This is a genomic window from Leptolyngbya sp. AN02str (assembly GCF_050565595.1).
In the GTDB taxonomy this organism is placed as follows: domain Bacteria; phylum Cyanobacteriota; class Cyanobacteriia; order Elainellales; family Elainellaceae; genus Kaiparowitsia.
Genome location: NZ_JBNXVR010000002.1, coordinates 274209 through 287464 on the forward strand (window position 1 = coordinate 274209; position 13256 = coordinate 287464).

Annotated in this window: 9 protein-coding genes; 3 read left to right on the forward strand and 6 right to left on the reverse strand. The window is 49.7% G+C overall.

Annotation, left to right across the window (positions count from 1 at the left end; genetic code table 11):
* Positions 1-658: 658 nt before the first annotated feature.
* The 4 genes from ACQ4M4_RS02905 to ACQ4M4_RS02920 all read right to left on the reverse strand — a co-directional run bounded on the left by ACQ4M4_RS02905 (position 659) and on the right by ACQ4M4_RS02920 (position 4860).
* A complete protein-coding gene (locus ACQ4M4_RS02905; RefSeq protein ID WP_430682955.1) occupies positions 659-1837 on the reverse strand; it encodes an MFS transporter in 1179 nt (392 codons plus the stop codon).
* Positions 1838-2180: 343 nt separating this feature from the next.
* Positions 2181-2384, reverse strand: coding sequence for a ChaB family protein (locus tag ACQ4M4_RS02910; protein WP_430682956.1), 204 nt, complete (start codon positions 2382-2384; stop codon positions 2181-2183).
* A gap of 45 nt (positions 2385-2429) precedes the next feature.
* Entirely contained in the window at positions 2430-3596 is a 1167-nt protein-coding gene (locus tag ACQ4M4_RS02915; RefSeq protein WP_430682957.1) for a hypothetical protein, read from the reverse strand.
* A 466-nt stretch (positions 3597-4062) separates the two neighbouring features.
* Positions 4063-4860, reverse strand: a complete 798-nt coding sequence (locus ACQ4M4_RS02920; RefSeq protein WP_430682958.1) for an SDR family NAD(P)-dependent oxidoreductase — start codon at positions 4858-4860, stop codon at positions 4063-4065.
* 412 nt (positions 4861-5272) lie between these two features.
* Here ACQ4M4_RS02920 and ACQ4M4_RS02925 point away from each other — a divergent pair, with 412 nt between their 5' ends.
* Positions 5273-5875, forward strand: a complete 603-nt coding sequence (locus ACQ4M4_RS02925) for a hypothetical protein (protein WP_430682959.1) — start codon at positions 5273-5275, stop codon at positions 5873-5875.
* 201 nt (positions 5876-6076) lie between these two features.
* Positions 6077-6289: a hypothetical protein gene (locus ACQ4M4_RS02930; RefSeq protein ID WP_430682960.1), complete on the forward strand. Its 213-nt coding sequence runs from the start codon at positions 6077-6079 to the stop codon at positions 6287-6289.
* 309 nt (positions 6290-6598) lie between these two features.
* Here the strand turns inward: ACQ4M4_RS02930 and ACQ4M4_RS02935 are convergent, their stop codons facing one another.
* Together ACQ4M4_RS02935 and ACQ4M4_RS02940 are read right to left on the reverse strand one after the other, a co-directional pair.
* Complete coding sequence (locus ACQ4M4_RS02935; RefSeq protein ID WP_430682961.1) at positions 6599-7168, reverse strand: DUF411 domain-containing protein; 570 nt, start codon at positions 7166-7168, stop codon at positions 6599-6601.
* Between the two features lie 207 nt (positions 7169-7375).
* Entirely contained in the window at positions 7376-9820 is a 2445-nt protein-coding gene (locus ACQ4M4_RS02940; RefSeq protein ID WP_430682962.1) for a heavy metal translocating P-type ATPase, read from the reverse strand.
* A gap of 297 nt (positions 9821-10117) precedes the next feature.
* On the opposite strand from ACQ4M4_RS02940, the gene ACQ4M4_RS02945 reads away from it, so the two are divergent.
* Entirely contained in the window at positions 10118-13039 is a 2922-nt protein-coding gene (locus tag ACQ4M4_RS02945) for an HAD-IIIC family phosphatase (protein WP_430682963.1), read from the forward strand.
* The last annotated feature ends 217 nt before the right edge of the window (positions 13040-13256 follow it).

A 13256-nucleotide genomic window follows, 5' to 3' on the forward strand; every position in this document is an offset into this window, starting at 1 on the left:
GCGTCGAGAACAAAGAGACAAAACCGTTGATTCTTGACAGCTCACCAGCAAACATCCAACAATCTCCGCTCCCTTAGGTGCTTGCTCAAGCCTTGCGGCTTGCACATAAGGTTGTCAACCAAAGACTGGTGTTTACTGAATCAAAGAATCACCAAGGAAATGAAATGCCAGCCTTAACTCATCAGACAGTCTCGACGACTCTTGCTTCGAATTCTATAGCTTTTACTAAGCAAATATAAATCTATCTAAAGAAACAAGAAAATTGGATATTTCGTGCCCGCATTCTATAACTATCGGACGACTAATGAACCTATTCTATATGAACTTTTTGAGTCTACACAATGAAATATAAACAATCAGACACATCCCGAATTTATCCACACTAAAAGGATAACAGCGTCTTCTTCTGTATTAGATAGTAGGCCAATGGTCTGTGTAAAACGAAGGGCGATCGCAACACTGAATTGATCAAGATTAAGAAGACCGATCCCGTCACCATTTTTTGTCACATTGAGATACAAAATCAGTTCAGCTCGGTTGTCTGAAGAGCCAAGTTTTGTGTGCACGTTGCGCACGCAAAAATCGGCACTTCAGCTTATCCATCACTCACGTTTCTAAACGTATGAATCAACCCAGGTTTTGCACACATCTTGTGAACTTAGGTTAATGGCCGAGCCTCGTAGGCAACCAACCAGCGGTGTAACCCCAGCATGACAACCGCCAGCGGCAGCATCACCAGAGGAATCACCTCCAGACCAACGTAGTTAGCCAGCCAGCCCACCCCCGTAGGAATGCTCACTGCACCCACACTGCCCACACTCGACAAAAATCCGATCGCAGCAGGCACCATCGCAACAGGTACTCGGCGGGGCATAAGCCACATCGTTGTGGGAAAGATGGCCGCGAGTGCAAATCCAATGATGGGTAAGCTCCACAACTGCTGAGGTAGTAGCCACCAAATTAGCAAACCCACCATAAGCAAGATAAACGAGCCATTCAACAATCGATTGGCTCCTAACCATTTGATCCATTGCCCCATCAGCAATCGACCTAGCGTTAGGCCAAACCAATACGCAGTAATGCTGTAGCCTGCGATCGCCACCGGGGTTCCCCGGCTTAAGGTTTGCACCGTATAGGCCCAGTTGCCCAACGAGACCTCGACCCCCACATACACGAGCAGCAGCAAGCCTGCGACTAACACAGTTGGCCGCTGCAACGCCAAGCGCAAATTGGCCTCGGCACTATGGTCTGCGGGCACAGGGGCCGAGGCAATCAGGGGAGACTGCTGTGCCACAACCCACACCATGCCAACAACCAACAGCCCCATCACCAAAGCAAATATCCAGTAGGCCGATCGCCAACTCATTCCCATCGTCAGCAAAGCCGTGGCGATCGCTGGCCCCAGCAACGCCCCAACCCCATAAAACGCATGTAACAATCCCATGAGGTTGCCATTATCTGGCTTATGGGCAATGAACGTGTTCATCCCCGCATCAATCAGCCCAACTCCCAGACCAAACAGGGTACCTGCCATCACCATGACACCCCAATGGGGAGTCGAAGCATACACGCACAGGGCCGTTGTCACGCTCGCGGCTGCTAGCAAAATCATGCGTGCCAAACCAATACGATGACTCAACAAACTACTCGTAAGGGCGGCCACGACATAGCCACCGATCTGGCTAAAAAAGAGGGCGGTTACTGTCGCCGTTGTCAAACCATAGGTTTTCAAAATGGAGGGCAGCACAACGCCCAACCCACCTTCGGCAATGGCGATCGCAACAAATGCATAAAACGCCAACCCCACGCCAACCCAAGCAGGCGGCTTATCCCTCATACACTATCTTCCAAATTCCACATGGTTTCTAGCGTATTCCAGTCCGCCCAGCAGTTTCCAAGTCGAAACCGCTATCCATACTCGTTCACACCCAAATCAAGGGATTAAGCATTGCAATCGGCGCATTGTGTCCAACAATTACATCAAAATGTTCCACAAATCATGAGCAGATCCGTTCCACAAATTGCACTTGCCGTTAACCGAATAATGGCATCGGAAGTCCTCCAGAATTGGGAGGTTGGGAGGCGAATGCAGAACATTTGATACTTCTCAGACACCCTCTTAACACTCTCAAAGCCGTATGAGAGCATGCTTTCAAGCACATCCACAGGTTTAACGAGATTTATTCCGGCTTTTTGTGCCACTGCCCATCGTCGGCTTTCTCATAATCGCGCTTCACTGCGCTCCACGCCACGCGAAATGCCCGTTCCTCCTCCTGGTACTGATCGGCCGCACTGTTAAACGCAGCCAAAAAGATTTCTTGAGCATGTTTGGGGAGATGCTCTTTAACCGAGTCTGGCAATTCGTCAATTTGCTGATATGGCATAACAAAACCGATGGATTCAAGCCTAAACAACGCCAAGCGAAAAGGTTAATAACGGAAAATAGCGGCCACTGGTGCATCATCGGGCACCTGTCCAGGCTCTAGGGCATATACCGTTCCACTGTTCAGTAGGGTTTGAATCGCAGCAGCATTCAACAAATCCTCATCGCCCGGTTCCGCATCCGCATGCAGCTGCAATTCATTTGTAGCCGGGTCAAACTTGCCCCACTTTTGCTCACCCACAGCTACAAACAGCTGCTCGACTCGTCCGTAATATGCAGCCGATACCACATCTTCCAGCTTGGAAGTTGCTTTTTCGGTTGTAGCTAATTCTTGGTAAAGCTCCACGGCGTCCTGTTGTGCATGGGTGTAATACGGTTCTGCGATCGCCCAGGCCAGGGTATGCAGTTCCTCCGGCTTCATCACCTTAGGGCTTTCAGAAATCCCCTCGTCCATCAAGTGAGGATAGGTATTGGCCTCGTGATACACAGGCAACAAATAATCTACCCCAGCAAGTACCAGCGGAGCCTGTTGGGTTCCCAAAAACTCATGCACCACCTTGTCAACTTGGTGGAAGAATTGCAGAATATTTCGTTTTTGATCATCGCGATCGGGGCTTCCCTGTCCGTGAAAGCTTCCAGCTCGGTGGGAACCGCGACCAGTTCCAGGCGACGTGCCCAACCGAAACTGCCCTTCACGGGACGTTTCATCATATTGCAGCACTTCATGAATATCCTGGGGCAGATCTTCTACTTCTAGCTCCTGAACACTGTACCGACTACCCTCGTACAGCCGAATTTGCTGCTGGCTCAAAGCCAAAATGTAAAATTGGCCATCCCCCGTCAATAACGGCATCAAAGGCTTGAGGTGAAAGCGATCGCTCACCATGACCAATTCTTCGAACGGCAGAGGCAATCGGTAATAGCGGAAAAAGCCCTCGGCCAGAAACAACGCAAGCCCTTCCTCTTGATGCTGCCAAAACTCGTCTTGATCAAGCCCTTGTGCAGGCCGAAGCAGAGAAGACATCTCTGCGCTGGATATATCACGCCTATACTCCTGCACCTTTGTCTCAACTGAGCGCATGACGTTTTTGAAGCGAATGGGGTTTTGCTGTACTTCTGCTCCCAAGCGAATCATGGGCATGTAAACCGAGACGCACATTTCATGATGTTGTTCGGCAAGCTCTTTCAATTCATCAACAGGTAATACATTCATGAGATTCAATCCTCATTCAACAGCAGTTGCGTTATCTACACTTCAATAGCTGTTTAATTTCTTCCAAAATTGATTAATCTACTTCGCGTTTCAAATTACTCTAATCTCTAGATTCAAGATAGCTTCTACCATGAGTTATGAGATGTACGATTCCATCTATCAAAGGTTATCGAGTCCATCCAATCGCTTTATCTAAAGAGATACAAGCCAAGATTCACACCATGAACTAGTCAACAGCGTCTGGGAAGAAGTAGCAGCGGTAGAGAATTGAGCCTAATACTGCCAATCCAGCTCTGCCAAGGCAGGGAATGAGAGCGATCGCTCCCACCCGCGTAAGCCTTATGTCACCACCTTAGAGAGTGGTTACCACTTTTTCCTCCAACTCTTGGGGCATCTTAGTGCAGTGCAGGAGTATGCCCCAAGACAGAAGGTTGCGTGAACCTCTGAAGCAGAGATTTGCAGAGACTTAATGATCAGAGCCGGGTTCAGTTAGCTGACGATGCTGCTCAGCCTTCACGGTATCCGGCAGTATCTTGCTAACATTGCCCTGCAATTTTGTTTTGACAGACCCTGCAATAATTGCATCTTTTCCTGCCATCAGGGCTTCAAATCCCTGTTTCGCCACTAGTGCTGGATCATCTTTTTGACTAGAGCCTGCCTTGGTATCATCCATTCCAGCCCGATGAAAGAAGTTGGTATCTGTAGGGCCAGGCATGAGCGAGGTGACCGTCACGCCTGTGTCTTTCAGTTCGTTGCGCAACCCTTCGGAAAACGAGTGTACAAAGGCTTTAGAAGCTGCATAGACGGCCTCAAACGGCCCCGGCATCAGGGCAGCAATAGAAGAGGTAAACAGCAAACGGCCACGACCACGAGCCACCATATCTTTTACAACCCGCTTGGCCAAATGCACCGTTGAAACAACATTTAGGTTAATCAGATTCAACTCATCATCTAAGCTTGTTTCGCGGGCAAAATCTCCGCCTACGCCCACACCCGCATTGATAGCGATCGCTTCTACAGGCCGTCCAATGGATTGAATTTTGCTGTAGAGCGATTCAACTCCATCATAGGTCGTGAGATCGACCTCTACCGTTTCAACATGGGTTCCTAAGTCTTCAAATGCTTGGGCGGCTTCACGAATACTCGAACTTGTAGCCGTGATGAGGAGATCAAATCCATGTTCAGCAAATTCTTTTGCCAATTCGTAACCAATGCCATTTGACGCTCCGGTCACAACTGCGAGAGGACGAGTCACAGTACTCATGATGTAGGCTCCTGTTGCTCAAAGCTGTACAAACTTAAGCGCAATGACTTTCATTCAGATCACGCACACAGTACAGCTTAGGGTTTGTGGTATGCCACCATCCTAAAGAGACCACCAAATCCTGCCTTCCACCTATTGAAAGATTCATATAAAGGTTCATATATTGATGAGTTCTTGAACAGAACTAGAAATGAAATCGTGCACCGCTACATCATACGAGCGCAACTGATCTCATTCAAAAAACGTAAACCTAAATTTGAACAAAAAATAGAGTCTTTAATAAACGAAAAACAATAAATCTATCCAAAAGAAGAAGGGGTTTATCGGCACCTCGATACTTAATACAGGCGCGTATCGGCAAGTTGAATCGTTAAACTATTAATTCGTTGAGGAAGTTGGAACTAAATGAGAAATGAGCAAGAAAAAACGTAAGAAAAACAAAATTGATTCTCAAAATTACAATCGCTACAGCGAGCCCGACAGTGAAAAGGACACTCGGTCAAGCCAGCAGGATAACCTAAACGATAATCAAGGCTCTGCTGATTTTTTGGGGTTGGATGTGAGACGAATTGGGGCGGCTGTTGCGGGCGTGTTGGTTGCTGAAATTGCAGAGGCCGCGATTCAGCGACTTGGCCAGTCGAGTTCGCATCAAGGCCAAGACCGATCGCGCGATCGCAATGACACCTCCGACGATCGCTCCAATGTGCTAAAAAATGCCGCTTCTAGCGTAAAAGAGCAGGCTGAAACCATTGGCTCTTCTACAAAACAGGCTAACCACACAATTCGCACCTCTGCCAACAACTTAACGCTGGACTTAACAGATATCGTGAACGTACTTCAGGATGTAGGCCAGCGCTTACAAGAAAAATCGAACCATGCATTCACACCTTCTGCAAACGCTGTTATGAGTAGCGTGACCCAAGGTGTTACACATGGTGCAACGGCTGTGCTGGATCGCGTGTTGCCCAGTCACAGCAACAATAAGAAAAAGGGCAAGAAGAAGAAGAAGCACTGATTTGAGAGATTGCAGCGTGAAGCTGTTCAACTTTAAGAAGAAAGGGGCGATCGCAACTCGATTCCACTTTGCAGGATTGAATGGCCGGGTCAAACTAGGACGGGCTATCCATCACGCAACAACCTGCGACAGAGGTAATCCAAACGCTTTTTTTCTAGCTTAGAGAAACCAAAACAAAAACATCACTGAGGGTCACAAGTTATGAACTTCAAATACCGTTGGAAAAACGGTTCTCCACCGAACCGGGATAAAGCAGCCGGTGAAGGAAACCTGCTGGATGAAAGCCAATTTGAAACTGCTGAGGATCAGCAATTAGCAGAAAATATGGCTCGAAAGCAACTGAATGTGCCCCTTCAACCTGCTGATGCAAACAATCCGCCACTTCCCCAAGCCGTCCCTCAAAAAGAAGGTTGACGTTGGATTTTTCTAGCTTTCCTTTGCACACAGCTTGGTAGCTGTTGTTGAATTGATGACGCAGCACTACCTAGGTGAGCAACAGGTTTATTGCATGAATCGTTGCACAGCTCTGCCCTGCAACGATTCATGCTTTTCAAAAAATAACTTGTGCTGGAGATCTCATCTTCAGAGCTTTTTGCGCGACGTTGTGTGAATTTCATCAAAAACCAGTTAGAGATAGAGATATTCCTATCTCTAACTGGTTTTGAAAATATTGCAGTCAATTTATTGCTGTTCACTCATGAGAACAGGTGAAGCCAGTCTGTATCAGGCAGGATAGTGATGAAATGCGTCGGCATTGCCTTGGGCATCAAAGGTTAACACGGTAAAAGGTTCATGGGTGTCTCCCTCTTCCATGCCGGGCGAGCCAATGGGCATTCCCGGTATGGCTAAACCAACTGCGTCCGAAGCGACTGCCAAAAATTGCTGAATATCTCCGGCGGGAACATGTCCTTCAATAACCTTGCCGTCAATCATGGCGGTATGGCAGGAGGTTAGTTTATCGGGGATGCCATGGTGTTGTTTGATCGAAGCCATGTCGGCTTGTTGCACTTCAGACACACGAAACCCGTGCGATCGCAAATGGGTCATCCAGCCTTCGCAACAGCTACAGTTTGGGTCGCGGTATACGGTCACATCCCCTCCATTCACCCGAAAAGCTTGAGCCAGCCGTCGATTTGGAGATGGAACCGTTGCAGCCGAGAACGCAGTTGGGAAAGTGCGATTTGCGCTGGCCACCCCAGGATGCAAGAGGGCGATCGCCCCCATAACAACAATCACAAGCCCCACAATTGCACCAGCCCTGATTGCTTGAAAAACCTTATGCTTTGAAAGCATGTTCAACCTCATGAATTCCCATTAAGTGAGGATGCGTCCTTGGTTAGGTAAGCTCCAAATCCGTCACCCAAAGACCACAACGTTATCTTTGTTCTAGCAAAGTTCTAGCAAAATCCTACCTAACGTGAGTTTTGGATAAGCTAAAGTGCCCGCTTTTGGGAGGCTGCGCGCGACGCACACGCAAAAAGCCCTTAACTGAAACTGACGTTACCTCAGCACACGAGTTGCATTCAGAATTGACAACAGCGCAACCCCAACATCTGCAAACACAGCTTCCCATAGGCTAGCCACCCCCAGCATGCCCAGCAAAATGAACAGCCCTTTAACTCCCATGGCAAAGACTATGTTTTGCACCACAATTCTGCGAGTCTTTCTCGCCATCTGAATCGCCTCTGCGACCTTGGAAGGGGCATCGGTCATGATGACCACATCAGCCGTTTCAATGGCCGCATCCGAGCCCAAGCCGCCCATGGCCATGCCAACATCGGCTCTGGCAATCACAGGCGCATCGTTGATGCCATCCCCCACAAATACCACCTTGCCATTGCCTGTGGGATCTAATAGCTGCTCAATGGCTGCGACTTTGTCTTCGGGCAACAGTTCCGCTTGGTAGGTGGTCAGCCCCAACTGGCCAAAGATCGCGTGGGCGACCGATTTGTTATCTCCAGTGAGCATGACCGTTTGCTCAACGCCAGCTTCCTTCAGTGCCTGAATTGCCTGGGCTGCATCTGGTTTCACCTCATCCGCAATGAGCAGGTAGCCTGCATAGTGGCGATCCACGGCGAGATGCACAACCGTTCCTTGAATGTGGCAGGTATCATGGGCAATGTTTTCTCGATGCAGGAGGCGATCGCTCCCCGCGAGCACCACGCGTCGCTCCACCCTGGCCCGCACCCCATGCCCTGCAATCTCTTCATAATCGGTTACATCTGCCGGGTCAATTGCAAAACCATAAGCCTCGCGAATCGACTGCGCAACCGGATGGCTAGAGTGAGTTTCTGCTTTGGCTGCCAACATCAACAGTTCCGCTTCAGAAAACCCGTTGTAGGCCACCACTTCGGTTACCTTAAAAATGCCTTGCGTGAGCGTTCCGGTTTTATCAAACACAACAGTTCTCACAGCCGTTAAAGCATCCAGAAACGTTGCGCCTTTCACCAAAATGCCGCGCTTGGCCGCACCACCCACGCCACCAAAATATCCCAAAGGAATGCTAATCACCAGCCCGCACGGACACGAAATCACCAACAACACCAACGCTCGATAAATCCATTCGCGGTGGGTTGCTCCAGCCAAAAATAGGGGAGGCAACAGAGCAACCGTAAGCGAGAGCACCACCACCACTGGAGTGTAGTAGCGAGCAAACCGAGTCATAAACTTCTCAGTCGCGGCTTTCTTGCTGGTGGCATTTTCAACCAGATCCAAAATTTTGGCGATCGACGATTCCCCAAATGGTTTGGTGACTTGCAGAGTCAACACTCCTGTTTGGTTGATCATGCCTGCTAACACAGTGGCACCCGGACGAGCAGTGCGCGGCACAGATTCTCCCGTTAATGCCGATGTATCCACCTGAGACGTTCCTTCCAGGACATTGCCATCCAGCGGAATTTTTTCTCCTGGTTTGACGAGAATGAGGTCGCCAACGTGAACAGATTCAGGGGAAACAGCGCGAATCGTGCCATCAATCTTGAGATTCGCCGTATCTGGACGAACTTCCAACAAGGCTTTGATTGACCGACGCGATCGCCCAACCGAATAGTTTTGAAACAGCTCTCCAATGCGATAAAACAGCATCACACCAACGGCTTCAGGCAGTTGGTGAATGGCGATCGCCCCCACCGTTGCAATCGTCATCAAAAAGTTTTCATCCAGCACCTGCCCCCGCATAATGTTGCGGCCTGCCGTCTTCAACACCGTCCAACCGCTTAGCAAGTAAGCGGGGAGCAGCACTGCATACTCGCCACTGTGAAACGGGGTCTGATGCAAAGGCTCCTCAAAAATCATGCCAATTGCCAGCAAGGCTACCACCAGCACCACCGAAAGGATTTCGGACTTAAGCATCGACTCTCCAGAGCCATGATGCCCCAAACTCCGATGGTGCCCCGAACTGTGATGATGCCCTGAGCCATGATGGGCATGTTCGGCTCCGGTTTGAGATACACCCTGGTAGGCACCCTCCCAAAACAGCACCGGATATCCCAACGTCTGAATTCGTGCTTGCAAGACGGCTTCGCTGGTGTGTTGTGGGTCGTAGACAACCCGTAGCTTCCCGGTCGCAAAGTTCACAGATGCCTCTGCTACGCCTACGATCGCTTCAAGCGCAGCAGAAATTTTATTCGCACACGATGGGCAGTCCATACCCCCAATGCCAACATCTGCCGTTTGAAGCCTGACCTGCGGCTCTACCGCTTGACCATGCCCCGGTGACTCTTGCCGCACCGTGTACCCCAAAGCCACAATTCGATGCTGAATAGCCGCTTCCGTGATTTGACTAGGGTTATAGGTAATGGTTAAACGCTCGGTCGGCACACTGACAGCCACATCAGCAACGCCCATCAGCCGCTCCAGCGCGACTTCTATCTTGGCGGCACAACTCGCACAATCCATCCCGCCAATTTGCATGTGCTGAGTTTTCAACGATGAAGAGGATGCCATAACTGAAAGCGCAAACAGAATTGTCTTGCACTCTAGCACAAACCTGTCAATATCTGAACATTTATTCAGATATTGACAATATGGCTTGTGATTGGCTGATTTGAACCAACTCCGCAAACTGGGCAGCGACATTTTCGGCTGAATCAGCAGATTTTTGAGTGGCGGCTGAATTTTAAAGTTGATGTGAGCTGATCTTTAAGTTTTTGTGAATCCAAACAAATGGATTCAGATTTCTCAGCTTGCTCTCAGCTTGCTTCGATACATCATGAAGCATTCAAACTGATGTTGAAACCTGTTATGCAATCTGCCAGATCGATTCCATTTGTTAGCCAAGAAGTAAAGCAAGTCAAACTTGCGATCGCTGCAAGCTTCACGGCCGAGCCAATCGAAACGAGTTTGTCATTTTGGATGGAAACGCTGTCCATTCCCTCAACCATCGAATTTGCTCCCTACAATCAAATTTTTCAACAACTTTTAGATCCTGCTAGCCTGCTGTCTAGCAACCGTCAGGGTGTCCATCTCCTGCTTTTGCGCGTCGAAGATTGGTACCGCTTCAACCAAGACGATCCATCCGTTGATATTGCGGCCCTGCTGCAGCGCAATGCCCAAGACTTGGTGACAGCCCTTACCACGGCTGCAAGTCGCTCATCCACTCCGTATATTCTCTGTCTTTGCCCTTCTGCTCCAACACCGCATCGCCAGCCTGAGCAAATCGAGCTATTTCAGCAAACAGAAGCCTGGATAGTTGAGCAACTCAGCGGCGTGAAGGGTCTACACCTAATGCGCAATGCAGAAGTGCAGGCACGCTATCCCGTTGAGGAGTATTACGATTCCCAGCGCGATCGCTTGGGCCACATTCCCTTTACCCCCGATTTTTTTGCAGCTTTGGGCACCGCTATTGCTCGCAAAATTTATGTCTTGAAAAAGCAACCCTATAAGGTGATTGTGCTGGATTGCGACAATACCTTGTGGAAAGGGGTCGTGGGTGAAGATGGAGTTCACGGACTTGACCTTTCCAAAACCTGGCAAACTGTTCAGTCGTTTATGCTGGCGCAGCAACAGTCAGGCATGCTGTTGTGCCTGTGCAGCAAAAATAACGAAGCCGATGTTATGCAAGTTTTTGAACATCGGCAAGACATGACATTGAAGCGCGAGCATTTGGTCGCGTGGCGGATCAACTGGCTCCCCAAGTCAGCCAACCTCAAGTCTCTTGCAGCAGAACTCAATTTGGGGTTGGACAGTTTTATTTTTATCGATGACAATCCGGTTGAATGCGCGGAGGTCAGTTCCAATTGTCCAGAGGTGTTGACACTTCAGCTACCGAGTGAAGATGTGCAGCAATTTCTCAACCATGTTTGGGCATTTGACCACCTCAACACGACCGAGGAAGACGCCCAACGCACCGTTCTATATCAGCAAAATTTAGAACGTCAGCGCTTTCAGCAAGAATCGCTAACCCTGGATGAGTTTCTCAATGGGTTGGAAATGACGATCGAGATTGCCGAACCCGATGCCATGCAGATTGGCAGGGTGGCTCAACTGACCCAGCGCACCAATCAATTTAACTGCACCACTATCCGCAGAACAGAAGCTGAGATTCACCAGTCCATGCAGTTGGGCATGGAGTGTCGTGCTGTGACTGTGCGCGATCGCTTTGGGGATTATGGGCTCGTTGGGGCCATGCTGTTTGCTCCGCAAGGCAATGCGGTGCAGGTGGATACTTTTTTGCTGAGCTGCCGAGTGTTGGGGCGCGGGGTGGAACATCAGATGGTGCGCCATTTGGCCAAATACGCCGAAGATCACATGTTGACCCATGTTCACCTGAACTACAGTCCAACTCAGAAAAATCAACCTGCACTGAACTTTTTGGAGGCGATCGCCAAACCCTATCAACACTCAACAAACAGCGGTTCCTGTTTCGAGATCCCCGTCCAAATTGCCGCTGCCGTCACCAATACCTTACAAAGCGCAGAAGCAACCACTAAAACGACCAGCGAAGCAACCACAGAGCCAACTTCAGTCCAAAGCCAACCCTCTTCTCAACGGTCAGTTGCCACCACCGCAGCATCGCCCATCAGTCAATCTCAACGTCAGGGCCGGATTGCAAAAGAGCTCAATTCCCCTCATGCTGTTTTGGCAGCGATCGAAAGCCAAAAGTACGCTGATCAGCTAGATCAGCAGCGCTCGATCACGTATCCTCGAACGGCAACCGAACACGACTTAAAAGTGCTGTGGCAAGAAGTTTTGGGAATTTCGGCGATCGACCTGAGAGATAACTACTTCGACCTGGGCGGCACCTCGTTGCAAGCGGTAGAGCTATTTGCCAAGATCGAACAGTTCTTTAGCAAGCGGCTGCCGTTAACTGCCTTATTAGAAGCGCCAACCATCGAAGACTTAGCCCAGCGGATTGATGCCAATCCGCAAGAGTTAGAAGCAAACTCAACCAGCTCTGTCCTAGCGCTAAATACTGGGCATGACACTGCACCGCGCCTGTTTCTCATCCATCCCGGAGGTGGAGATGTTTTGCTGTACCGCAGCTTAGCCCGATATCTACAACCCGATGTTGCGGTCTATGCCATCAAACCGTGCACCCAGCGTGGTTTCCCCATTCTGCACACTCACATTCCCGAAATGGCTGCTTACTATATTGAGCAGATTCGGGCCGTACAGCCAGAAGGGCCTTATCTTTTGGGAGGGTTTTGTGCGGGTGGTGCGATTGCATTGGAAATGGCTCTACAGCTTCAGCGCCAAGGGGTTGCGGTTCCGCTGGTGGCCATGATGAACTCGGTGCAGTCCCAAGAACAACGCAAGCGCAAACGCGCTCATCAAAGCTTGAGTACGCTTAAAGCGGATGCCAGAATGCACCTCAAGGTATGGATCTATCGCACATGTTTGGCCACCTTAAAGTATGCGCCACGCGTACTGCAACGGATGTCTCCCTTATCAGTTTGCACGGTGGCGGCCAATCACTACAAACCGCAAGGCCAGTTTCAGGGAGAGCTAGTGCTGTTTAAGTCCGAAGAGGCTGCGCCAGACTCAACTGACCGCGATCGCCTCTTGCCTGATCACGCCAATGGTTGGGGTCATGCCGCAACTCACGAAGTCAAAGTATATGAAAGTAAGGGGAATTTCCACGGCATTTTGCAAGAGCCTTTTGTGCGAGAGATGGTTGACCAGTTGCGGGCATCGATCCGCCAAGTGAGTACACCTCAATCATAATTACCCAGTAACGATTGGCTCCCTTGTTTGAACCCCTGAGTTACGATAGGGGCGATCGCTCAATAATACCGATCGCCCAAATACTGCTCGCTCAATACCGCTCATCGCTTCTGCATCCTGTTGAAACCCTGATCATGCAAAGTTGCACAAGAGTTTCGACAATTCATCGGACTTACGCATTGGTGTTGTGGGTAGGGTGCTTCGCACCCTACCCACA